The 21,277-nt window shown below is 61.2% G+C and carries 25 protein-coding genes; 19 read left to right on the forward strand and 6 right to left on the reverse strand.

The genetic code is table 11. The annotated features are described in order from the left end of the window. Positions 1-24: 24 nt before the first annotated feature. The 9 genes from PSJ8397_RS13705 to PSJ8397_RS13745 all read left to right on the forward strand — a co-directional run bounded on the left by PSJ8397_RS13705 (position 25) and on the right by PSJ8397_RS13745 (position 5,670). The gene (locus PSJ8397_RS13705) at positions 25-999 is read left to right on the forward strand and encodes an aspartate carbamoyltransferase catalytic subunit (RefSeq protein ID WP_085865199.1); all 975 of its coding nucleotides are present in this window, start codon (positions 25-27) and stop codon (positions 997-999) included. Beyond that, entirely contained in the window at positions 996-1,409 is a 414-nt protein-coding gene (locus tag PSJ8397_RS13710; protein WP_085865200.1) for a hypothetical protein, read from the forward strand. Before PSJ8397_RS13705 ends, PSJ8397_RS13710 begins: the two co-directional genes overlap by 4 nt. Continuing rightward, the gene (locus PSJ8397_RS13715) at positions 1,406-1,972 is read left to right on the forward strand and encodes a hypothetical protein (protein WP_085865201.1); all 567 of its coding nucleotides are present in this window, start codon (positions 1,406-1,408) and stop codon (positions 1,970-1,972) included. The genes PSJ8397_RS13710 and PSJ8397_RS13715 overlap by 4 nt, the downstream gene beginning before the upstream one ends. Before the next feature lie 40 nt (positions 1,973-2,012). Continuing rightward, the gene (pyrC, locus tag PSJ8397_RS13720; RefSeq protein ID WP_085865202.1) at positions 2,013-3,299 is read left to right on the forward strand and encodes a dihydroorotase; all 1,287 of its coding nucleotides are present in this window, start codon (positions 2,013-2,015) and stop codon (positions 3,297-3,299) included. After that, positions 3,292-3,894, forward strand: coding sequence for a glycerol-3-phosphate 1-O-acyltransferase PlsY (plsY, locus tag PSJ8397_RS13725; RefSeq protein ID WP_085865400.1), 603 nt, complete (start codon positions 3,292-3,294; stop codon positions 3,892-3,894). Before pyrC ends, plsY begins: the two co-directional genes overlap by 8 nt. Beyond that, a complete protein-coding gene (locus PSJ8397_RS13730; RefSeq protein ID WP_085865203.1) occupies positions 3,891-4,145 on the forward strand; it encodes a hypothetical protein in 255 nt (84 codons plus the stop codon). The genes plsY and PSJ8397_RS13730 overlap by 4 nt, the downstream gene beginning before the upstream one ends. A gap of 54 nt (positions 4,146-4,199) precedes the next feature. Beyond that, complete coding sequence (locus PSJ8397_RS13735) at positions 4,200-4,727, forward strand: GbsR/MarR family transcriptional regulator (RefSeq protein ID WP_235000765.1); 528 nt, start codon at positions 4,200-4,202, stop codon at positions 4,725-4,727. Between the two features lie 147 nt (positions 4,728-4,874). Then, entirely contained in the window at positions 4,875-5,258 is a 384-nt protein-coding gene (locus tag PSJ8397_RS13740; protein ID WP_143515482.1) for a hypothetical protein, read from the forward strand. Positions 5,259-5,280: 22 nt separating this feature from the next. Further along, entirely contained in the window at positions 5,281-5,670 is a 390-nt protein-coding gene (locus PSJ8397_RS13745; RefSeq protein WP_085865205.1) for a hypothetical protein, read from the forward strand. Between the two features lie 106 nt (positions 5,671-5,776). On the opposite strand, the gene PSJ8397_RS13750 is transcribed toward PSJ8397_RS13745, so the two are convergent. The 4 genes from PSJ8397_RS13750 to PSJ8397_RS13765 form a co-directional block, all read right to left on the reverse strand. Beyond that, entirely contained in the window at positions 5,777-7,147 is a 1,371-nt protein-coding gene (locus PSJ8397_RS13750) for a glutamate--cysteine ligase (RefSeq protein WP_085865206.1), read from the reverse strand. 84 nt (positions 7,148-7,231) lie between these two features. Next, positions 7,232-7,741 (reverse strand): hypothetical protein, encoded by a 510-nt coding sequence (locus PSJ8397_RS13755; protein ID WP_085865207.1) that lies wholly within the window; start codon positions 7,739-7,741, stop codon positions 7,232-7,234. Continuing rightward, a complete protein-coding gene (locus PSJ8397_RS13760) occupies positions 7,738-8,577 on the reverse strand; it encodes a GNAT family N-acetyltransferase (protein WP_159453153.1) in 840 nt (279 codons plus the stop codon). Before PSJ8397_RS13760 ends, PSJ8397_RS13755 begins: the two co-directional genes overlap by 4 nt. Next, positions 8,574-9,302: a 16S rRNA (uracil(1498)-N(3))-methyltransferase gene (locus tag PSJ8397_RS13765; protein WP_085865209.1), complete on the reverse strand. Its 729-nt coding sequence runs from the start codon at positions 9,300-9,302 to the stop codon at positions 8,574-8,576. The genes PSJ8397_RS13760 and PSJ8397_RS13765 overlap by 4 nt, the downstream gene beginning before the upstream one ends. A gap of 11 nt (positions 9,303-9,313) precedes the next feature. Here PSJ8397_RS13765 and ubiA point away from each other — a divergent pair, with 11 nt between their 5' ends. From ubiA to PSJ8397_RS13780, 3 genes are read left to right on the forward strand one after another with little or no spacing between them, the layout of a single operon-like run. Continuing rightward, positions 9,314-10,285, forward strand: a complete 972-nt coding sequence (ubiA, locus tag PSJ8397_RS13770; protein ID WP_235000767.1) for a 4-hydroxybenzoate octaprenyltransferase — start codon at positions 9,314-9,316, stop codon at positions 10,283-10,285. Positions 10,286-10,343: 58 nt separating this feature from the next. Then, positions 10,344-12,248 carry an OmpA family protein gene (locus PSJ8397_RS13775; RefSeq protein WP_085865210.1) on the forward strand — a complete coding sequence of 635 codons (1,905 nt, stop codon included), beginning with the start codon at positions 10,344-10,346 and terminating at the stop codon, positions 12,246-12,248. Continuing rightward, positions 12,245-12,571, forward strand: coding sequence for a hypothetical protein (locus PSJ8397_RS13780; protein WP_085865211.1), 327 nt, complete (start codon positions 12,245-12,247; stop codon positions 12,569-12,571). The genes PSJ8397_RS13775 and PSJ8397_RS13780 overlap by 4 nt, the downstream gene beginning before the upstream one ends. A 69-nt stretch (positions 12,572-12,640) precedes the next feature. Here the strand turns inward: PSJ8397_RS13780 and PSJ8397_RS13785 are convergent, their stop codons facing one another. Then, a complete protein-coding gene (locus PSJ8397_RS13785) occupies positions 12,641-13,216 on the reverse strand; it encodes a YceI family protein (RefSeq protein ID WP_085865212.1) in 576 nt (191 codons plus the stop codon). Here PSJ8397_RS13785 and PSJ8397_RS13790 point away from each other — a divergent pair. Beyond that, entirely contained in the window at positions 13,200-13,841 is a 642-nt protein-coding gene (locus tag PSJ8397_RS13790; protein WP_235000769.1) for an RNA polymerase sigma factor, read from the forward strand. The genes PSJ8397_RS13785 and PSJ8397_RS13790 overlap by 17 nt on opposite strands. Then, positions 13,838-14,590, forward strand: coding sequence for an anti-sigma factor (locus PSJ8397_RS13795; protein ID WP_085865213.1), 753 nt, complete (start codon positions 13,838-13,840; stop codon positions 14,588-14,590). Before PSJ8397_RS13790 ends, PSJ8397_RS13795 begins: the two co-directional genes overlap by 4 nt. Before the next feature lie 15 nt (positions 14,591-14,605). Here the strand turns inward: PSJ8397_RS13795 and PSJ8397_RS13800 are convergent, their stop codons facing one another. Beyond that, on the reverse strand, positions 14,606-15,190 hold the full coding sequence (locus PSJ8397_RS13800) for a TlpA disulfide reductase family protein (RefSeq protein WP_085865404.1): 585 nt from the start codon (positions 15,188-15,190) through the stop codon (positions 14,606-14,608). Positions 15,191-15,220: 30 nt separating this feature from the next. On the opposite strand from PSJ8397_RS13800, the gene argH reads away from it, so the two are divergent. The 5 genes from argH to PSJ8397_RS13820 all read left to right on the forward strand — a co-directional run bounded on the left by argH (position 15,221) and on the right by PSJ8397_RS13820 (position 21,186). Then, entirely contained in the window at positions 15,221-16,630 is a 1,410-nt protein-coding gene (argH, locus tag PSJ8397_RS13805; RefSeq protein ID WP_085865214.1) for an argininosuccinate lyase, read from the forward strand. Beyond that, positions 16,627-16,800, forward strand: a complete 174-nt coding sequence (locus PSJ8397_RS17140; RefSeq protein WP_200811323.1) for a hypothetical protein — start codon at positions 16,627-16,629, stop codon at positions 16,798-16,800. The genes argH and PSJ8397_RS17140 overlap by 4 nt, the downstream gene beginning before the upstream one ends. Continuing rightward, positions 16,801-17,121 carry a DUF2834 domain-containing protein gene (locus PSJ8397_RS13810; protein ID WP_085865215.1) on the forward strand — a complete coding sequence of 107 codons (321 nt, stop codon included), beginning with the start codon at positions 16,801-16,803 and terminating at the stop codon, positions 17,119-17,121. Between the two features lie 110 nt (positions 17,122-17,231). Continuing rightward, positions 17,232-18,497, forward strand: a complete 1,266-nt coding sequence (lysA, locus tag PSJ8397_RS13815; protein WP_085865216.1) for a diaminopimelate decarboxylase — start codon at positions 17,232-17,234, stop codon at positions 18,495-18,497. Positions 18,498-18,567: 70 nt separating this feature from the next. Beyond that, positions 18,568-21,186 (forward strand): TIGR02302 family protein, encoded by a 2,619-nt coding sequence (locus PSJ8397_RS13820; protein WP_085865217.1) that lies wholly within the window; start codon positions 18,568-18,570, stop codon positions 21,184-21,186. Positions 21,187-21,277 lie beyond the last annotated feature (91 nt).

Raw genomic sequence — 21,277 nt, forward strand, 5'->3', positions numbered from 1 at the left:
CAGAACCAAACCGAAGGGGTCCCCATGTCATTTCGCGCGTCGCACCTGCTGGGCATTGAACACCTTCACCCCACAGAAATCACGACGTTGCTGGATTTGGCCGATCAATACGCCGAACACAACCGCATCGGGCGCGCCCACCGCGATGTTCTCGAGGGGTTGACCCAGATCAACATGTTCTTCGAAAACTCAACCCGCACCCAGGCCAGCTTTGAAATCGCGGGAAAGCGCCTTGGCGCCGATGTCATGAACATGGCCATGCAGGCCAGCAGCATCAAAAAGGGCGAAACCCTGATCGACACGGCGCTGACGTTGAATGCCATGCGCCCCGATTTGCTGGTCGTCCGGCACCCCAATTCCGGTGCAGTGAACCTTCTGGCGGAAAAGGTAAATTGCGCCGTTCTGAACGCAGGCGACGGGCGGCACGAACACCCGACGCAGGCGCTGTTGGACGCTCTGACAATCCGCCGCGCCAAGGGCCGTTTGCACCGCTTGTCTATCGCCATTTGCGGTGACGTCGCCCACAGCCGCGTGGCGCGATCCAACATTATGCTGCTTGGCAAAATGGAAAACCGCGTGCGCCTTGTCGGCCCGCCCACGCTGTTGCCCAGCGGGGTTGAGGAATTCGGTGTCGAAGTCTTTCACGACATGCGTGAGGGGCTGCGCGACGTGGACGTCGTCATGATGCTCCGTCTGCAAAAGGAACGCATGGACGGCGGGTTCATCCCGTCGGAACGTGAATACTTCCACCGCTATGGGCTGGACGCTGAAAAGCTCAGCTACGCCAAGGACGATGCCATCGTCATGCACCCCGGCCCCATGAACCGCGGCGTTGAAATCGATGGCACGATTGCCGACGACATCAACCGCAGCGTCATTCAGGAACAGGTGGAAATGGGCGTGGCCGTCCGTATGGCCGCCATGGATCTCTTGGCGCGCAACCTGCGGGCCGCGCGGGGTGCAAAGGCGGCAGGGATCGGCACCGGGGTGATGGTGTGACCGAAGGCCCGCCCCTGACCGAGGGAGAGGCGGTCGTGTTTGATCACATCCCCTCCCTCAAACCCTTCAAACGCACCGCCCGCATCCTGTTGCTGGCCTCGTTGGTGCCCACAATCGCCTTTCTGATCGTCTTCCCAGATACGTTCTGGCCTGCTGTCCCGTTGTTTGTGGCCTGTCTTCTTTTGGTGCAAGAACGATGGACGATCAGCAAATATCGCGCGTGGGTCACGAACCGGCGCGTGATCCTGCAAGGCGGTCGCGACATCGCGCTGGGCGACATCACCAAAACCCAAACCCGCGGGTCCGCCTTGATGATCACAACTGGGATCACGCGTCTCAGGCTCTATTATGCGGAGGACCCAGCGGCGTTTCAGGCCGCAGTCGACACCGCAAGAAAGGCTGCCCCATGACGGACACCATGCATGTCTCTGCCACCGAAATCGGCGTGGTCCGCGTCTTCGCCGTTGATCTGCGGGCCGATCAGGTGGACGCATTTGAGACGAAATTGCAGATCGGCGACACCACCACTTGGCCCATCGCAGACGCGCTGGGTGCTGACCTGCTTGATCCCGACCACTTCGATCTGTTCGACAGCGCCATCCTTGATGATCTGGGGCTTGCCGGCCTGCTGATGGACGGTCACGGCATCCCCAAGGCCGAGGTAGAGCCGATGCGCGCCCAGCTTGAAGCAGTGACTGGCCACGTGCTGATCCTGCACAGTCGTGCGGTCAACGGCACAGATCAGACGTTAACCCCGAAACCGCCCCTGCGCTGGATCGGGACCTTCGCCACCGAACGTGCGCCCGTCAGTTTTGACACCCTGCCCAACCCCGATCCGTCCGCGACGCTCGAAGATCCGCCGCAAACCAAAAAGAAACAGCCCTCCGACGCAGCCATGTCCGGCCGCATCGCCACTCTGGCGCTGCTGGTCATGGCCCTGTTGGTCGGCCTGATGATCTGGGTCGCTGGCTAATGGCCGCGGACCCCACGTTCCCACCAAACGAGGCCCCATTTTGACCACCCTTCGTTTCGAAAACGCCCGCCTCATTAATCCAGAGGCCGGCACCGATACCTTAGGTACTCTGACCGTCTCAGGCGGCGTCATTGCCGAAGAGGGCGCCGCGCCCGATGAGGTGATTGATTGCAAAGGCCATTGCCTCGCCCCCGGCATCGTAGACATCGGCGTAAAAGTGTCTGAACCTGGGGAGCGGCACAAAGAATCCTTCGCCTCCGCCGGACGCGCTGCGGTGGCGGGTGGTATCACCACGCTGGTGACGCGCCCCGACACCACGCCCGCCATCGACACGCCCGAAACGCTGGAATTTGTTGAACGCCGCGCCGCGATTGATGCCGCCGTCAATGTCCTGCCCATGGCCGCGCTGACCAAAGGGCGGCAGGGGCGTGAGATGACCGAGATCGGCTTTCTCATGGATGCAGGGGCCATTGCCTTCACCGATTGCGACAGCGTCATCACCGACACCAAGGTTCTCAGCCGTGCCCTGACCTACGCCAAATCCTGCGGCGCGCTGGTCATCGGTCACGTGCAGGAACCGGGGCTCTCTGCGGGCGGCGCTGTGACCTCCGGCAAATTCGCAACCCTGCGGGGTCTGTCTGGCGTGTCGCCCATGGCCGAACGCATGGGAATAGACCGGGACATCGCCCTGTTGGAGATGACGGGTGCGGCCTATCACATCGATCAAATCACCACGGCCCGCGCGCTGCCTGCGCTGGAGAGGGCAAAGGCCAATGGGCTGGACATCACCGCAGGCGTAGGCATCCACCACTTGACGCTGAATGAAATGGACGTGGCCGACTACCGCACGTTCTTTAAACTCAAACCGCCCCTGCGCGCGGAAGAAGACCGTCTCGCGGTGGTCGATGCTGTGGCCTCTGGCCTGATCGACATCATCTGCTCCATGCACACCCCGCAGGATGAGGAATCCAAACGTCTCCCCTTCGAAGAGGCCGCCTCCGGCGCTGTGGCCCTCGAAACCCTGCTGCCCGCCGCCCTGCGGCTGGTGCACAACGGACACCTTGATTTGCCGACACTGTTCCGCGCGCTATCGCTGAACCCCGCCAACCGTCTGGGTCTGCCCTGCGGGCGACTGACCCCCGGCGCGCCCGCCGATCTGGTGTTGTTTGACCCTGACGCCAGCTTCAAACTCGACCGGTTCGCGTTGAAATCGAAATCGAAAAACACGCCCTTTGATGGCGCCATCCTGCAAGGCCGCGTGACCGCCACCTATGTCGGCGGTGAAAATATGACCGTGCAGATGAACGATGGGCCGCATGATGCCTGAACTTGTCAGCCCCGCCACAACTTTGGGCCTCTGGGCCCTGATCGGATACCTAATCGGGTCCGTTCCGTCTGGCGTGATCATCGCCAAACTGATGGGGCTGGGCAATCTGCGCGACATCGGATCGGGCAACATCGGGGCCACGAACGTGCTGCGCACCGGGTCCAAAAAGGCCGCCGCGTTGACCCTTGCGCTGGATGCGGGCAAAGGTCTCGCGGCGGTTGGGTTGGCCTTGGCCTTTGTTGGACCCGACGCAGGGCAAGTGGCTGGGTTCATGGCCCTCATCGGCCACTGTTTTCCGGTCTGGCTTGGTTTTCGCGGCGGCAAAGGGGTGGCCACCTTTTACGGTGTGCTCTTCGGGTTGGTCTGGCCCATCGGCCTGATCGCGGCCATTGCATGGCTCGCTACGGCGGCGATATCGCGGCTGTCGTCCCTGTCCGCCCTCGTTGCCGCCATCGCCGCGCCCGTCGCAGCCTTTATCGGCTGGCCGGACGTCTTCTTTCTTATGGTTGTCCTCTGCGCCCTCATCTTCTGGCGTCACGCGGCCAACATCCGCCGTCTCATGGCCGGTGAAGAAACGAAGATCGGTCAGAAATGACCTTTGCGGCCACGCTCGCCGCTTTGCCCATCGGCACGTTTCGCGCCCATGCCCACGGTAAAGACTGGATCGTCACCCGCAGCCTTGTCGCCGGCGGGCGCGGCGAAAAACTGGTGGGCGAGGCACTGGACGGGTCCGATTACATCAGCCTTAACCTCTATCATCTGGCCTCTGGCGATCTGTTGAACCCCTGCGAAATGTCCACCGCCAAGGTGCGTGCCTTTGTGGCGGACCTAAAGGTCTTGGCCTGACGGGAGTATCTGTTGTTTCTGTCATAACAGAAATTCAAGAACGCGAGTCGCTCGATGAACCTGACCCCTGCCATGCAAGACTTCATCCTCCACTGGGGGGAAATGGGGGCCAAGTGGGGTGTCAACCGGTCCGTGGCCCAGATCCACGCGCTGCTGCATATCTCGCCCAAACCGATGACGGCGGATGAGATTTGCGAGACGTTGACCCTCGCGCGCTCCAACGTGTCGACCGCGCTCAAGGAATTGCAGGGTTGGAAACTGGTGCAGGCCAAACGCGAACTGGGCGACCGCCGCGCTCACTTCACATCTGTTCGCGATATGTTTGACTTGGTGAACGTCGTCATCGAAGGCCGCCGCGAACGTGAATTTTTGCCCACCTTGCTGGCGCTTCATAAAGTGCGGGAGGAGGCGCAAACCGACGGCACCGGCCCAGATGTCCGCGCCCGTATCGAAGAAACGCTGACGACGATGCAAATGTTCGATGACTGGTACCGCGACGTGTCCAAACTGTCGCGCTCCGTCCAAATCGCTGTCTTGAAACTGGGTGGTCGCATCGCGCGGTTTTTGCCGAAGTCCGGCTGATCCGCCCCGCCCTAAGCACCGAGCAAAAAAATTTGGGAAACGATTTCTGTCATGACAGAAATGTTCGACATAAGGAAAAAAGTTTTGTGGCCAGATCGCCACCTCATGGCCCCCAAACACCCACGGGCCCCGCGTCCTCATCGATATATGGTTGATCCGACCGCGTTCTTTTTGGCGGTGATCGGCGCGCCCCTGTTGGTCACGTTGGCCACCTTTTGGCTCGTCGTGCCACCCTTTGCTCTGGTGATGGGCGGACCCGTTTATCTGATTTTCGCCATCCCTGTTTTGCTGTGGGATATACCGCGGCACGAACCAACCTTCGCGCGGTTGGCGTGGCTCGGCTTTGGCGCGGCGATGGTGGTTGCGGCCTTGATGGCCCTCTTCGGGCGCATCCTCCCCGCCTCGGGTCTGGATCAGGCCGCAGCCCTGTACGCTATCATGGGCGCCATCATCGGTCCTCTTTGGGGGGGCTTCGCTGCCCCCCTCTACCTCAAATTCCGGCGTGCGTCTTGCGCGCAGCCCATTGCCTGACCTCTTAGAAAGGAGACTTAAAATGCCCCTCGCATCCTTTGCAATTGCCGCCTATGTCCTGCTGTCCCTCGCAGCCCTGTGTGCCCTCGGCTGGATGATCTTAAAGATCGGCACCCTCCTGGGCGACTGCCCCGCCGCACAGGCCCGCGCCAAAGCGGCCAGCGTGACCATCGCCACCGGTTATCTTGCAATCGGGGCGGGCGGTATCGTGATCGGCGGCGCAGTTGCGGTTTTCGTGGCGCCCGCCATCGCCCCCCTCTTTGCTGTCTTGGGATTTGTCATCCTGTGTCTGGGCCTGGGCTTCAGCAATGCCATATCAACCCTGCGCGCGGTCATCGCACCGCCTCAGCAGGTCGGGCCCCAGGCCCCCAAAGCCGATCCGTTTGCTGACGCACCACCGCCAGCAGTCTAACCAAGACAACAAGCCGCTCCCGGCAACCATCGGGCGCGGCCTTTCTTTCATCTGACCCGAAAAACTCCCGCCGGAGGCTCCGACCAGCGCCACGCATACCGCCGGCTCAGTAAGAATACGCCGCGTAAATCTGGCTCAGATCGCCGCCCCACTCGCCGTTGTAGGCGTCCAGCAATTCATCCGCCGGCGTTTTGCCGCTTTCGATGCTTTCTTTCAGCGCGTTCAGGAAATGCGTCTCGTCCGGCACCAAACCACCGGCGCCGGGCATGGCGCGGTTTTTCAACCCGGTCTCGGCAATCGCCACAACCTCCCGTGCGATGTCATGCATCGATTGCCCCCCAACGGTGGCTTGCAATCCATGTACGGACGCCTCAACCCGCCACGCCTCACGCGTCTGCGCATCCCAACCCTTGCACAGGTCATAGGCCGCATCCAAGGCCTCCTGGTCGTAGGTCAGACCAACCCAAAACGCAGGCAATGCACACAGCCGCCGCCACGGGCCGCCATCGGCCCCGCGCATCTCAATGAACTTCTTCAACCGCGCCTCGGGGAAGGCTGTCGTCAGATGATCCGCCCAGTCCGAAAGGGTCGGCGTCTCACCGGGCAGGGCGGGCAACTCACCCTTCAGGAAGTCGCGGAACGACTGCCCCAAAGCATCCACATATTCACCATCGCGGTAGACGAAATACATCGGCACATCGAGGGCGTATTCCACCCAGGCCTCAAACCCGAAGCCTTCGTCAAACACAAACGGCAACATGCCCGTCCGGCTGTCGTCCAGATGGCGCCAGATCCGGCTGCGCCAGCTTTTGTGACCGTTGGGCGCACCCTCAAAAAACGGCGAATTGGCAAACAGGGCCGTCGCCACAGGCTGCAACGCCAGGGCCACACGCATCTTTTGCACCATGTCCGCCTCGGATGAGAAATCGAGGTTCACCTGAACCGTGCAGGTTCGCCGCATCATCATTTTGCCGCTGGTGCCGACCGTGTCCATATAGGCATCCATCAGCTTATAACGTCCCTTGGGCATCAGCGGCATTTCATCGTGGGACCATTCGGGTGCCGCACCCAGACCGATAAAGCCCACGCCAATCTCATCCGCGATGGATTTGACTTCCGCCAAATGGCTGTTCACCTCGTCGCAGGTTTGGTGGATCGTCTCAACAGGCGCGCCCGACAACTCCAACGCACCGCCCGGTTCAAGGGATACATTGGCCCCGTCCTTTTCCAACCCGATCAGATGTCCGGCTTCGGTTACAGGCGCCCAGCCGTAGCGGTCACGCAAACCGCTCAACACGGCCTCGATAGATCGCTCCCCCGCGAAGGGCAGGGGTTTGTGGCCGTCCACGCAGTAGCCGAATTTTTCGTGCTCGGTGCCAATGCGCCAATCGGCCTTGGGCTTGCAGCCCTCTGCCAGATATTCGGCCAGTTGTTCGTGACGTTCGATCGGACCGCCGCCGGATTGTGGAATAGACATATAGGGCGCTCCGTTTCGTGTGTGGGTGTCCACCGTTCGCAAGGTGGGTCGCCGGTGTCAATGACAGAGTGTCAACACTTCCTGTCAATTTAACTGTCTGTAAGGCCGATGGTCCGGCGCCATCCAGACGGTCATCTGCGCAGGTTTTTTGCGGTGCAACACAGACAACATATGTTCGGTGTTCAGGCCGGGCAGGGCGGTGAAGGCATCAAACAGCACCTCAACCCCTTTGGCATCGGTCGGAATGTCGATGAAATGACCGTCGCGGTTGATCAGCCGCCAGGCAGGCGCAGGCGTCACATCCAACTGAACCATCAGATCTAGATCAGCCACGCCGCCGTCCTCAGGTCCCAAATAGGTCACGCGCCGTTCGTCCAGGACGACAACACCCGGCCCGTCAGATGTCCCCCGAAACCGCACCTTTTGCGCCGCCGACACCGCAAAACCCGCCGCCACGACGGCCAGCCCCCAGCCGATCCAAGCCACAATGCCAAAGAACGCCATGCCCCACCAAATGCCGATCCCGATCAGGGCCAGCGCAAACAGAACCTCGCGCCAGCGCCACGCCAGGGTTTTGACTTCGGGTCGGATCATCGCGGGGTCTGCCCATCTTGGAACATGATCAAGGCAAAGTCTCCAATTGGCTGAAACCCGATGGCCTCATACGCGGCCAGCGCCGAAGGGTCATTCGCAAACAAAATGGCCCGTCTGGCCCCTTCCGCACGTGCCGCCTGCAAATGCAACGCAACCGCCCGCCGCGCCAAGCCGCGCCCGCGCAACGCGGGCGGCGTGTACACACCGCCCACCTGCACCACATCATCCACCCAAGCGTTGAACCCTGTCATTGACACTGGCGCGTCGCCGTCCACCAACAGGCGGTGGCTATCCGCTTCGATATAGGCGCTGATCTCGGCGTCAGCCCGTGCTGGCCCCTTGGCCTCTGGTTCGCCAAGGATATTGATGGCGTAGTCTGTGCGCCATGGATGAACCACTGTGCGGTCATGTTCGGTCAACGGGCGCAAGGTGCCAACACCGTTTGGTACCTCCAAAGCCTCCAGATCCAACGCGTAAAGAACCTCAGCCGCGTCCAGATTGGCGACACCGTCACGGATCCCCGCGGCCCGCAACATCGCATTCATCTGCGCCCCGTGCCCAATCGCCCCGGTGATCGGATGCGGCAAGATATCAACTGCCGCGTGCCAATCGTCTGCCTCCGGCCATTGGGCCATGACAACGCCCGCGCTGGATTGCGCAATCACGCCCGACACAGGGTCCCCCGTGATCCAATAGGTCATAGCACGGGGGTGATCCGCGCCATCCGGCCCGAATCGCCGAAGGTTGGACACCAGAAACACGGATGTCTCGATGTGTGCCAGCAGGAACGCTTCGACCTCTGCGACCTCTTGCGCCGCCACGCGCCGCCAGCTCACACCCAGTCCCCCAAGCGCGCCTGCCATACCGTCAAAGCCGCCACCGCAGCTGTCTCAGCCCGCAGGATGCGCGGCCCCAACGACACCGGCGCGGCCAGGCCTTGCAGCACCTCCCGCTCCGTATCGGAAAATCCACCCTCCGGCCCAATCACAACGGCCCAGGGGCCTGCGATGACGTCTGGCAAGACGGAAGGGCGTCCTGCCGCCGCCTCATCGCAAAACAGGATACGCCGTGCGGCGTCCCAGCCGCCCATCAGCGTGCTGAATTTCTCAACCCCAACAACCTCAGGCACAACCAGCGCCTCGCACTGCTCCGCTGCCTCCACGGCCACCGCCTGCAATTTGTCCAGCCGCACCCGTTTGGCGTCCTGCGTGAAGTCTGTCTGCATCAGCACAATCCGCGCCACGCCCAGCTCCACTGCCTTTTCCACCATGAACGATAGGCGTTCTTTGCGAATGGGCGCGCAGACCAGCCACAGATCGGGCGGGCCCACCTGCGCCCGCGTCTGCACCTGGCAGACCAAATCGCCGCCCTTCTTGTTGGCCACTCCAACCCGCGTCTGCCACTCCCCGTCGCGCCCGTTAAACAGCGCCACGGCATCACCCACATCCAGACGCATCACCCCGAACAGATAATGCGCCTGATCCCGCGTCAGGCTTACCCTTTGATCTGCCCCCAAAGGATGATCTACATAGAGCCTGATATGATTGCTTTTCCGTGCCATGCGAGGACCATATGACCCAAGATCACGGGATGCCAGAGGCGACACCACAGGGTCACATCCCCGACAGGTTCAAAGACAGCTGGGTCAATACATGGGCGCCAGAGGCCACCCGTCCCTTCCTGCGTCTGTCCCGCGCCGACGCCCCGATCGGCACATGGCTGCTGCTGCTGCCGTGCTGGTGGGGGCTGGCGCTGGGGATGCTGCACACGGGCACGGCCAGCTTGCACGACGCATGGATCGCGATTGGATGCGCTCTGGGAGCGTTTTTCATGCGTGGGGCAGGGTGCACATGGAACGACATCACCGACCGGGACATCGACGCGGGCGTGGAACGCACCCGAAACCGCCCCATTCCCGCCGGTCAGGTGGGGGTGCGCGCGGCGCTGATCTGGATGGCGCTGCAATCGCTGATCTCGCTGTGCATTTTGCTCACGTTCCACCCGAACGCGGTGCTGCTGGGGGTGGCGTCCCTGATCCCCGTAGCCATCTACCCTTTTGCCAAACGGTTCACGTGGTGGCCGCAGGTGTTTCTGGGCCTTGCGTTCAATTGGGGCGCGCTGCTGGCGTGGACGGCCCACACGGGCTCTCTCGGCTGGCCTGCGGTTGCACTCTATCTGTCCGGCATCGCATGGACGCTTTTCTATGACACCATCTATGCCCACCAAGACGCCGAAGATGACGCGCTGATCGGCGTGAAATCCACCGCGCGTCTGTTCGGGGACAAAACACCGACGGCCTTGCGCCTGTTTATGGTGGCCACTGTGGTTCTGATGGGCGTGGCCGTCGTGCTGGCGGGGCTGAACGCCAATGCATTGGCGTTGGTTGTGGCCCTCGGCGGGCCGTGGGCCATGGGTTGGCATCTGGCGTGGCAGCTGCGCACATTTGATGCCGACGATGGGCCGGGCCTCTTGCGGCTCTTCCGGTCGAACCGAAACGCGGGCCTGCTTCCTGTGCTGTTTTTCGCCATTGCCTTGTGGCTATGATTGAAGTGTTGACGCGAACCCCCTAATCACGGGGCAACAGGTTTCAAAGGATCCGTTCATGCGGCTTTCAGAACTTTTTGTACGACTGGGCGCATTCGCTGTCGCCGCGATCATCTGCGTGTTCGGCGCCAACTTCGCCGTCGCCACAGTTGAAGACCGGTCCGTAAAGGCGGTGCAGGCCGCGCTGATCACCAACGGGCACGACTTCGCCACCGTGCTGGGCGACGGGTTGCAAGTCATTCTGGAAGGCGAGGCCCCGACCGAGGCCAATAGATTTCGCGCCATTTCCACCGCAGGCTCCATGGTCGACGCCAGCCGTGTGATCGACAATATGTCCGTCACCCCGTCCGAGGCGCTGCAGGCCCCCGAGTTCTCCATGGAAATCCTGCGCAACGACAGCGGCATCTCCCTTATCGGGCTGATCCCCGCTGCAACAGACCGTGAGGCGCTGACCGAAACCTTGGCCGATCTCGCCGGTCAGGACGCCAACTTTGCCGACTTCCTGGAAACGGCAGACTACGACGTGCCTGCCGGTTGGGACAATTCCGTAGACTTCGCCCTGCGCGCGCTGGAACAACTGCCGCGCTCAAAAATCTCTGTGCGGGCCGGCCGCGTCGCGGTCGAGGCGATCTCGGATTCCGCCGAAGAAAAGGCGCGGTTTGAAAACGATCTGCGCCGTATCACCCCGCAAGGCCAGCTCGTGACGCTGGACATCATGGCGCCCCGTCAGGTCGTGTCGCCCTTTGTGACTCGGTTCATCAAAGACGCGGATGGCGCGCGCTTTGACAGCTGTGTCGCCGATACGCCCGCCGCCGAACGTCGCATCGTGGCCGCAGGGCAGGCGGCAGGCGTCGAAGGCCGCATGGGGTGCACCGTGGCGCTGGGCGCACCCTCGGCGCGCTGGGCCGATACTGTGACCATGGCTCTTGAGGCGGTGGATGAGCTGGGCGCAGGCACTGTGACAATCTCGGACACGCAGGTGACGCTCGTGGCGCAGCCGGGCGCAGTCGAAGGCCTGTTTGACCGTGTCGCGGGGGAGCTCGAAAACGCGCTGCCCGAATCCTTCGCGCTTGAGGCCGTGTTGCCCGCAGCCCCCACGCCCGGCAACGAAGGCCCCCCGCAATTCATCGCCACGCTCAGCCCCGAAGGCCTTGTGCAACTGCGGGGCCGTGTGTCTGATGAACTGCTGAACACCACCGCCGAAAACTTCGCCCGCGCGAAATTCGGGTCCAACGACATCTCCATGGCGACACGCGTCGTCGATGGCCTGCCCCGTGAATGGGCCGTGCGTGTGCTCGCGGGGGTTGAGGCCCTGTCGTCGCTGTCAAACGGGTCGGTCACGGTCGAGCCTGAAAACATGATCGTGCGCGGCAACTCAGGCATCGAAGACGCAGGCGGGATCATCAGCCGTCTCTTGATCGACAAACTGGGCAGCACCGCAGATTTTCAGGTCGACGTCACCTATGTTGAGGCCCTCGATCCCATCGCGGCCCTTCCCACCGAGGAAGAGTGTCTGGCCCAAATCACCGCCGCAACCTCCTCGCGCAAAATCACGTTTGACCCGGGGTCCGCCAACATCGCAGGCGAAGGCGCGTCGATCCTTGATGACATCGCCGAGATCCTTCAGCGGTGCCCCGACAAGCGCATTGAGGTCGCAGGCTACACCGACAGCCAAGGCTCCGAGAGCGGGAACCAACGTCTCAGCCAGCAGCGCGCCGATGCCGTTCTTGATGCCCTGCGGATCCGCCGCGTGCCGGTCGCCGCCTTCCGCGCCGTGGGATACGGCGAAGAAAACCCGATCGCCGACAACGAGACCGAAGAAGGCCGTGAGGCCAATCGCCGGATTGAGTTTACTTTGATCACGTCCGAGAGTACCGAAGAACCCACCGCCCTCGAACAGATCGAGGCCGAAGCAGCGGCGGCGGACGCTGCCGAAGACGACGCAGAAGAGGCCAGCGAATGAACAGAACCGAATTCATTGTCGCCACGGCAATTATCCTCTTTGTGGCGTTCTGTCTGGGGTGGTTTGCCAGCTGGCTGATCAACCGTTTCACCCGCGTCTCCAAAGCCGAAGTGGGGGAATTGGACCGCATGGCGCAAGCCCTGCACGAAGCCGAAGAAACCCGCGATCAGGCGATCACCTATCTGCAACAACGTGAGGCCGAGATTACCAACCAGCTCAGCCAGACAGAGGCAGAATTGCGCGCCGCCATGGACGGTCTGCGCGACGCCCGCCAAGAAGCCGAGGAGTTGCGCAGCCAACTGTCGGGCCAACGCGCAGGTTAAACGTAGGCTGAACGCAAAAAGGGCGACCACAGTGGCCGCCCCATTTTACTCATTACTCAAACAAAGCGGTTAGCGTTCGAACATCAACCGCACCGTCACGGGTGTGGACCGTGTGATGCTGTCGAGGCTTGCCAACTCCTGCAGCGCGTCGATACCGCTGTCGATGCCCAATTCGTCTGTGGCCAGAAACAGCATGTCATTTGTCGTCACCATGACGCTGCGCGGTGACAGACGGGCGACGAAAACTTCCGTAAAAACCGGAACGTCATTGTCCAAAAAAGCTAGGTTTGCATCCAACTCCATGGTCATCGTCTCCCCTGGGCGCATGGATGAGATTTCATCCATATCCAGATCTGCAGTCAGCTTGGCGCGCGGCGCATTGGCAAACACATATTCGATCATCCGTTCATTGCGGATGTCGATATTGGTGGCGACCCCGGAGAGCGGGATGTCGATGGCAACGGCCCCGTCCCGGCTCACCGTTCCGCTGAGGCCTTCAAAGGTATGCGTCTCACCGATATAGGCGTTCTTGACCGATCCAAATGCAAGTCGTGACGCCTCAGCGTCAAGGGTCCAAGTCTGTGCCGTAGCGCCGCTTGCAGCCAAAAGCAGTGCCAACGTGGCGGAGATGAGTGTGGGTTTCATGGTGGCCTCCCTAAAAATAAACCTCGGAACACGTCCTCGTTATGAGGGCGATCACTGCTTCAACACGTCGCACTTCCTGTTTATTCACTTTCTCATGGTTGATTTTTCCAAAGCGCAGTTTGACCAAGCGATGACACAGGCTCTCCCGGCGCTGTGGCGCTTTGCGTTGTCCTTGTCAGGGTCTTCGGATTTGGCGGACGATTTGTCTCAGAAAACCTGCCTGCGGGCCTTGGAACGGACCAGTCAGGTGTATGACGTCACCGGGGTCAGGCGCTGGCTTATGACGATTTGTCGATCTGTTTGGTATAATGATTTGCGCGCCAATGCCCTGCGCCAAACCCAATCGCTGGATCCGGCGGCTGGCGTTGATGTGGCGGCAGATATTTTGCCCACCGAAATGAATATTTACGCCAGAGAGGTGTTTATGTCTGTGATGGCGCTGCCCGAGGCACACAGATCTGTCGTTTTGTTGGTTCTAATCGAAGGTCACACCTACAAAGAAACAGCTGCCATCTTAGATATACCGATAGGCACGGTGATGAGCCGTCTGTCATCGGCACGCGCGAAACTGAGACCACACCTCTCCGATGATCCGATTGTGGTGCGGAAAAAAGGACTAAGATGACATTTAGTGATACCGAGCTGAAACTCTATCTGTCAGGAGCTTTGGCCGAAGATCGCGTCCCCGAACTGGAGGACGCCCTTGCGGTTGATGACGCGTTAGAAGCCCGACTGCTGACTTTGGATTTGGAGGCTGCGTCGGATCTGCGGGAGGCCTTCGCCCACGTTCCTTTGGCCGAAAACGTCCAGACTTTGACACAGCTGACCCAATCGGCGGCCAAGATCGACGCCCCAGTGCGTGGCAAATTGCGTCAATGGGGCGTGCCAGCCTTGGCCGCAGCGGCATCTTTTGCCTTGGCCGTGGTGGTGACCGGCCAAAGCCCGGAACCTGTCGCACTCGACTGGAAGGACGCGGTCGCGATCTATCAGTCGCTTTACACCGAAGACACGCTTGCCAATCTGCAAGTGGACAGCGCCGCGCTGGACCAACAACTCAGCCTCAGCGCGCAGGCTCTGGGCCGCGATTTGCCGCGCGATGCGGTGGGCGATCTGGATGGTCTGCCCCTGCTGCGGGCACAGATTCTAGGGATTGACGATGCCCCGCTTATTCAGATGGCCTATTTGACCGAGGACGGCCAACCGGTGGCGTTTTGCATGACCGAAGGCGGTGATGCGGCGGACGTCGTGGCGCAGACCTTGTCGGGCCTGCCGACGGTGCATTGGTCAGACGGCAGGTTCAGCTATATGATCGTGGGGGATGTGCCTGCAGACAGGCTGTCTCGCATGGCAGATCAGGTCCGCCAGACGCTTTAGCTTCAACACCGTAGGCTATTGCGCCATCAAGGTTTGCAAAATCTCTTTCGCGTTGTCGCTGGCCCAATCGGCATCACCAATCAGCCGCGCGACCTCGAACCCGTCGGGATGGAGAACCACCGTAACCGGCAGGCCAATCACGCCCATATCGCGGGCCAATGCCGAATTATTGTCGGTGTGCAGCGGCAGGTTATCGACGCCGATTTCATCCAGAAAGCGGATCATTGCGGGGCGCTGGTTGATGCCCGTTGCCACCGTCACGACCTCAAATGTATCGCTGTCCATCGACGCCTGCAAATCTGACAGATGCGGCATTTCCTTGCGGCACGGCGCACACCACGTGGCCCAGAAATTCAGGACAACCCATTGGCCCTCATAAGACGCCAGTGTCATGTCTGACCCGTCTTCATGGGTGAACACCACGTCCGATCCGCGGTTCACACCAAACTGCAGCTTTTGCATGTCCGCTTCACGCAACGCCTCCACGGCGGAGAATTCCATCTGCGGCAGGGCAGGGCTTTCCTCAGTCGCGGTTGCCAAGTATAGCCCACCCGCAACACCAATGATCGAGGCTGCGGCGAAAATAAGCTGTTTCTTCATCGACGGATCCATGGACTAAGGGTGACAGACATGTCGGATACAACATCCTCGAATGCAATGTGGGGCGGGCGGTTTGCCGCAGGGCCGGACGCCATCATGGAAGCGATCAACGCATCCATCGGGTTCGACCAGCGTTTGGCGAAACAAGACATCGAAGGCTCCCGCGCGCATGCAGCCATGTTGGCCGCCCAAGGTATTATCAGTGATGACGATGCAAAGGCGATAAGGGAAGGCCTCCTCACGGTGTTGTCAGAAATTGAGGGCGGAACCTTCCCCTTCAAGACCGAACTTGAAGACATTCATATGAACGTCGAGGCCCGCCTGAAAGACATCGTCGGTGAACCCGCAGGCCGCCTGCACACAGGCCGGTCCCGCAACGACCAGGTCGCCGTCGATTTCCGTCTCTGGGTGCGCGATCAATGTGATGCCGCCGAAGTGGCACTGACAGCGCTGATGAGGGCGCTGCTGGGTCAGGCCGACGACGGCGCCGATTGGGTCATGCCCGGTTTCACCCACCTGCAGGTGGCCCAGCCCGTGACCTGGGGCCACCACATGATGGCCTACGTCGAGATGTTTGCCCGCGACCGCGCGCGTTTTGCAGATGCCCGCGCCCGAATGAATGAATCGCCCTTGGGGGCCGCGGCCCTCGCCGGCACGTCCTTCCCGCTGGATCGCCAAATGACGGCTACGGCGCTGGGCTTTGACCGCCCCATGGCCAATTCCCTCGATGCTGTCGCGGCCCGTGATTTTGCGCTTGAGTTCCTCTCCGCCGCATCCATTTGTGCGATGCACCTCAGCCGTCTGGCCGAAGAGTTGGTGATCTGGTCCTCCGCACAATTCCGTTTTGTCTCGATGTCGGATCGCTGGTCCACGGGGTCCAGCATCATGCCGCAAAAACGCAATCCGGACGCGGCGGAATTGCTGCGGGCCAAGCTGGGGCGCATTTTCGGGGCCAATGTGGCGCTTATGACGGTCATGAAGGGCCTGCCGCTGACCTATTCCAAGGACATGCAAGAAGACAAGGAACAGGTCTTTGATGCCGCCGACAACCTGATGTTGGGGCTGGCGGCGATGGCGGGCATGGTGGCCGATATGAAGGCGCGGCCCGACGATTTGCGCGTGGCGGCCGCCATGGGCTTTTCCACGGCGACCGATCTGGCCGATTGGTTGGTGCGTGAATTGGGCCTGCCGTTCCGCGACGCGCACCATGTCACCGGATCACTGGTGGCTATGGCCGAAACCAAAGGCATCGATCTGCCGGACTTGAGCCTCTCTGACATGCGGTCTGTTCACGACGGCATCACGGACGCTATCTTTGACGTGTTGGGCGTGGACAATTCTGTTCGCAGCCGCACATCCTACGGGGGCACCGCACCAGATAACGTGCGCGCCCAAATCGCCCGATGGACAGACGCATTGGGGAAAGAGGTAAAGTCATGAGAAAACTGTTCACCCTTGCCGCATTTGTAGTCGTCGCCGCCTGCGGCGCCGACGATCCGCCGTTTCGCCCCTCTGGCAATGTGGGCATCAGCGTCGGGCCAAATGGCGTGACGCCAAATGTTGGTGTTGGCGCCACCAATGGCACCTTCAACGTGGGGCTCTCGCTGTAAATGCGGTGGCTGTTTGCGGCGATGGCGGTGTGGGGCACGATCCACCCGATGTATTATTTTGTCAGCTGGTTTCAGGCCAACACCTGGGACATCATGGCGATGGTCGATGCATGGCATGCCAATGATGCGGCCTCCGGTCTGGTCTGGGATCTGACGGTTGCTGCTGTCGCCCTGACTGTTTGGGTCATCTATGAAGCGGTCCAAACCCGCCAATGGGTCCGGCTTGTCGCGATCCCTGCAACCTTTTGCATTGGTGTCAGCTGCGGGTTGCCACTGTACATCTTTATCCGGATGTCCAAGGCGCGTGCCGCAGGCGGGTAACAAAATTCCGGAATTTTGTTGCCTCCGGCGGGAGTTTTTTGGGTCAGATGAAGGTTGGACCGCGCGCGTGATCTGCTAGGTCTGCGTTAGGTGCGAATCTGGGGGCAATCATGGACCACTTTCTTTATCGTGACGGACAGCTTTTTGCTGAGGATGTGCCTTTGGCCCAGATCGCGGCCGAGGTTGGGACGCCGTTCTATGTGTATTCTTCCGCCACGTTGTTGCGTCACTTTAAATTGTTTGATGACGCCTTGGCTGGCATGGATCATCTTGTGTGCTTTGCCATGAAATCCCTGTCCAATCAGGCTGTCCTGAAGCTTTTGGGCGACGCAGGTGCTGGCATGGACGTTGTGTCTGGCGGTGAATACCGCCGCGCCCGTGCAGCGGGCATTCCGGGCGACCGGATCGTGTTTTCGGGCATCGGCAAAACCCGTGAGGAGATGCGCACCGCCCTCGAAGGCGGGATCCGTCAGTTCAACGTGGAATCCGAGCCTGAGATGGAGGCTCTGTCAGAGGTTGCCACGTCGCTCGGGCTTGAGGCACCGATCACCGTGCGCGTGAACCCCGATGTGGATGCCAAGACCCACGCCAAAATCTCTACCGGCAAGAAAGAAGACAAATTCGGCATCCCGATTTCGCGCGCCCGTGAGGTGTATGCGATGGCAGCCGCCTTGCCGGGTCTTAAAGTGATCGGCATTGATGTGCATATCGGATCACAACTGACCGAGCTTGAGCCCTTCCGTCTGGCCTATCGCAAGGTGGCTGAATTGACCGAACAGTTGCGCGCCGATGGCCATGAGATTACGCGTCTTGATCTCGGCGGTGGCCTTGGCATTCCCTATGCGCGCGACAACAGCGCCCCCCCTCTGCCCACCGATTATGGTGCCATGATCCGCGAAGAGGTTGGCCATCTGGGCTGCGAGATTGAGATTGAGCCCGGGCGCCTGATCTCCGGCAACGCCGGTCTTTTGGTCGCGGGCGTCATCTATGTGAAGTCCGGCGAGGGGCGGCGGTTCCTGATCCTTGATGCGGCTATGAACGACCTGATCCGCCCCGCCATGTATGAAGCCTGGCATGATATCATTCCTGTGATTGAACCTGCGGCGGGCCATGATCTGACCCCCTATGACATCGTTGGCCCTGTGTGCGAATCCGGCGATACCTTTGCCAAAGGCAGAATGATGCCGACGTTGCAGGCTCAGGATCTTGTCGCGTTTCGCTCTGCGGGGGCATATGGCGCTGTGATGTCCAGCGAATACAATTCCCGACCCCTCATCCCTGAGGTTTTGGTGCAGGGCGATCAATTCGCGGTTATCCGCCGACGCCCGACCTTTGACGAAATGATCAATCGAGATACCATACCAGAGTGGCTGTAGTTCCCGCAGCCACCCAAGCCGCAGGAGAGGGCCGCTGACCCCACCCCCATCCGCACAGAGGCATCTGAGGATGCCCATCGCCCTGACCCGCGCCGGCCTGTTGGCTGAGCGTGTGACAGTGGCGTTCTGGCCCCTGTGGACGATTGTGTTTGTGGCGTTGGCCCCATTGATGATGGGCTGGCACGAATGGGCCCCGCTTGAGGTTCTGTGGGGCGGGGGCGTCGTCCTGATCCTTGGGTTTCTTTACGCCCTTTACCGTGGCATCCGCGCCTTTCGGTGGCCGTCTGAGGATGAGGCCATCGCCCGGGTTGATGCCCGCCTGCCGGGCCGTCCCATCGCGGCCCTGACCGACACGCAGGCCATCGGCGCGGGGGACCCCGCGTCTCAGGCCGTTTGGGCTGCGCACCTTGACCGCATGGCCGCCAAAACGCGTGAGGCCCGCGCCGTTCAGCCGGACCTGCGTGTGTCTGACCGTGACCCATACGGCACGCGGTACATGGCGTTGCTGGTGATGGTCGTAGCACTTCTGTTCGGGTCCATCTGGCGGGTTGGCACGGTTGCAGATGCGGCCACCGGTGCAGGCACCACCCTGGCCACCGGCCCCGTCTGGGAAGGCTGGATCGAACCGCCTGTCTACACGGGCAAGCCGACGCTTTATTTGGCCGACATTGTCGCCAATCGCGTGCAAATCTCGCAAGGCTCCTTCGTCACGATCCGTCTATATGGGGAGGTCGGCGACCTGACCGTCTCTGAAACCGTGTCGGGCCGCACAGCAGACATCCCGCCGGCCACCGATCTGCAGCAGGGGTTTGAGGTCACCCGATCCGGCACCATCTCCATTGACGGCGAAAACGGTGCCGCGTGGAATATTCTCATCCTCGAAGACACGCCCCCGACCGTGGACCTCACCGCCCCGATCGAGGCTGAGGCCAGCGGCGAAATGGCGCAATCCTTTGAGGCTACAGACGATTACGGCGTCGTCGCAGGCACCGCCACCATCGCCCTTGATCTTGCCGCGGTGGACCGCCGCTATGGTCTTACCGTGGATCCCGACCCGCGGGATGCAGTGGTCATTGATCTGCCCATGCCCTTTTCCGGCGACCGTGCCGATTTCGAAGAACAACTGATCGATGACTTCAGCCAGCACCCCTTTGCAAACCTGCCCGTCACCCTGACCTTGCAGGTCGAAGACGCGCTGGGCCAAACCGGCACCACCGATCCCGAACCTCTTATCCTGCCCGGTCGGCGCTTTTTCCAACCCATCGCTCGCGCGGTCATCGAACAGCGCCGCGATATCCTGTGGTCCAAATCCAACGCCCGCCGTGCGGCGCAGGTCCTGCGCGCCGTCTCCCACCGCCCCGATGATTTCTTCCCGAACGAGGCCGCCTACCTGCGTCTGCGTTTCATCGTCAGCCGTTTGGAAACCGATGGCGGTCTGACGGATGACCTTCAAACCGAAGTGGTGGAAGCGCTTTGGGAATTGGCCATCCAGCTTGAGGAAGGCTCCCTCGCCGATGCCCGCGCGCGACTGGAACGCGCACAGGAGAGGTTGGAAGAGGCGATGCGCAACGGCGCCTCTGACGAAGAGATCGCCGAATTGATGCAAGAGTTGCGGGAGGCGATGAATGACTACATGAACATGCTCGCCCAAAACGCCGAACCCAATCCAAATGGCCCTGATCAGCCCCAGCAAAACAGCGAAGGCAACCAGATCACGCAAGACGAATTGCAGGCCCTCATGGACCGGATCCAGGAGCTGATGGAAGAAGGCCGCATGGCCGAAGCGATGGAGCTTATGGAACAGCTCAATGAGCTGATGGAGAACCTCCGCGTGACCGAGGGCGAAGGCGGGGAGGGCGGCCCCCAAACCCCCGGCCAACGCAGCATGGAAGACCTCGCTGAAACCTTGCGCGATCAACAACAGCTCTCCGATGAGGCCTTCCGCGAATTGCAGGACCAATTCAATCAAGACCAGCAGCAAGGTCAGCAACCGCAACCGGGCCAGCAACAGGGCCAACAGGGCCAGCAACAAGGCCAACAGTCCGGCCAACAGGGCCAGGATGGGGAACAGGGCCAAAGCGGTCAGCAACAAGGCCAGCAGCAGGGCCAAGGTCAGGGGCAAGGCAACAACACCCAAGACGGATTGACCGGCGAAGGACAGGGCGGCGAAGGCGGCGGCAGCCCGCAGTCCTTGGCCGAACGTCAACAGGCCCTGCGGCAGGGCCTCAACCAGTTGCGCAATGGGTTGCCTGGCCTGTCAGGGGATGCCGCCGACAATGCCGAACAATCCCTCGAACGCGCCGAAGGTGCGATGGACAACGCCGAGGACGCCCTGCGTGAGGGTGATCTGGCCGAAGCGATTGATCAACAGGCCGAAGCCCTTGACGCGCTCCGCGACGGGATGCGCAATCTGGGTCAGGCGCTGGCTGAAAACGAAGGCGACGAATTGCAAGAAGGGCAAGGCACCCAAACGGGCCGTGCCGAAGGTCGCCCCGAACCGGAACGCCGTGATCCTTTGGGCCGCGAGATGGGAACCCAAGGTCAATTCGGGTCCGAAGAATCCATGTTGCAGGACGAAATCAACCGCCGCGCCGAAGAACTCCTGCGCGAACTGCGCGATCGATCATCGGAACAAACCCGCCCGCAAGAAGAACTTGATTATCTGCGCCGCCTGCTTGACCGGTTCTAGGCCCGTGCATTCATGCGCAGACCGCTTTGGCGGACGGCACGCCCCCCTTCATCTGACCAGAGAAACTCAAATCCCACGTCCCCACGTGGGC

The organism is Pseudooctadecabacter jejudonensis (assembly GCF_900172275.1).
Lineage (GTDB): Bacteria > Pseudomonadota > Alphaproteobacteria > Rhodobacterales > Rhodobacteraceae > Octadecabacter > Octadecabacter jejudonensis.

What these genes read in the sequence shown, in the direction of transcription:
- PSJ8397_RS13705 (WP_085865199.1), top strand. Translation starts at nt 25, where the DNA reads ATGTCATTTCGCGCGTCGCACCTGCTGGGCATTGAACACCTTCACCCC.
- PSJ8397_RS13715 (WP_085865201.1), top strand. Translation starts at nt 1,406, where the DNA reads ATGACGGACACCATGCATGTCTCTGCCACCGAAATCGGCGTGGTCCGC.
- plsY (WP_085865400.1), top strand. Translation starts at nt 3,292, where the DNA reads ATGCCTGAACTTGTCAGCCCCGCCACAACTTTGGGCCTCTGGGCCCTG.
- PSJ8397_RS13730 (WP_085865203.1), top strand. Translation starts at nt 3,891, where the DNA reads ATGACCTTTGCGGCCACGCTCGCCGCTTTGCCCATCGGCACGTTTCGC.
- PSJ8397_RS13735 (WP_235000765.1), top strand. Translation starts at nt 4,200, where the DNA reads ATGAACCTGACCCCTGCCATGCAAGACTTCATCCTCCACTGGGGGGAA.
- PSJ8397_RS13740 (WP_143515482.1), top strand. Translation starts at nt 4,875, where the DNA reads ATGGTTGATCCGACCGCGTTCTTTTTGGCGGTGATCGGCGCGCCCCTG.
- PSJ8397_RS13745 (WP_085865205.1), top strand. Translation starts at nt 5,281, where the DNA reads ATGCCCCTCGCATCCTTTGCAATTGCCGCCTATGTCCTGCTGTCCCTC.
- PSJ8397_RS13750 (WP_085865206.1), bottom strand. Translation starts at nt 7,147, where the DNA reads ATGTCTATTCCACAATCCGGCGGCGGTCCGATCGAACGTCACGAACAA.
- PSJ8397_RS13755 (WP_085865207.1), bottom strand. Translation starts at nt 7,741, where the DNA reads ATGATCCGACCCGAAGTCAAAACCCTGGCGTGGCGCTGGCGCGAGGTT.
- PSJ8397_RS13765 (WP_085865209.1), bottom strand. Translation starts at nt 9,302, where the DNA reads ATGGCACGGAAAAGCAATCATATCAGGCTCTATGTAGATCATCCTTTG.
- ubiA (WP_235000767.1), top strand. Translation starts at nt 9,314, where the DNA reads ATGACCCAAGATCACGGGATGCCAGAGGCGACACCACAGGGTCACATC.
- PSJ8397_RS13775 (WP_085865210.1), top strand. Translation starts at nt 10,344, where the DNA reads ATGCGGCTTTCAGAACTTTTTGTACGACTGGGCGCATTCGCTGTCGCC.
- PSJ8397_RS13780 (WP_085865211.1), top strand. Translation starts at nt 12,245, where the DNA reads ATGAACAGAACCGAATTCATTGTCGCCACGGCAATTATCCTCTTTGTG.
- PSJ8397_RS13790 (WP_235000769.1), top strand. Translation starts at nt 13,200, where the DNA reads ATGAGTGTGGGTTTCATGGTGGCCTCCCTAAAAATAAACCTCGGAACA.
- PSJ8397_RS13785 (WP_085865212.1), bottom strand. Translation starts at nt 13,216, where the DNA reads ATGAAACCCACACTCATCTCCGCCACGTTGGCACTGCTTTTGGCTGCA.
- PSJ8397_RS13795 (WP_085865213.1), top strand. Translation starts at nt 13,838, where the DNA reads ATGACATTTAGTGATACCGAGCTGAAACTCTATCTGTCAGGAGCTTTG.
- PSJ8397_RS13800 (WP_085865404.1), bottom strand. Translation starts at nt 15,190, where the DNA reads ATGAAGAAACAGCTTATTTTCGCCGCAGCCTCGATCATTGGTGTTGCG.
- argH (WP_085865214.1), top strand. Translation starts at nt 15,221, where the DNA reads ATGTCGGATACAACATCCTCGAATGCAATGTGGGGCGGGCGGTTTGCC.
- PSJ8397_RS17140 (WP_200811323.1), top strand. Translation starts at nt 16,627, where the DNA reads ATGAGAAAACTGTTCACCCTTGCCGCATTTGTAGTCGTCGCCGCCTGC.
- PSJ8397_RS13810 (WP_085865215.1), top strand. Translation starts at nt 16,801, where the DNA reads ATGCGGTGGCTGTTTGCGGCGATGGCGGTGTGGGGCACGATCCACCCG.
- lysA (WP_085865216.1), top strand. Translation starts at nt 17,232, where the DNA reads ATGGACCACTTTCTTTATCGTGACGGACAGCTTTTTGCTGAGGATGTG.
- PSJ8397_RS13820 (WP_085865217.1), top strand. Translation starts at nt 18,568, where the DNA reads ATGCCCATCGCCCTGACCCGCGCCGGCCTGTTGGCTGAGCGTGTGACA.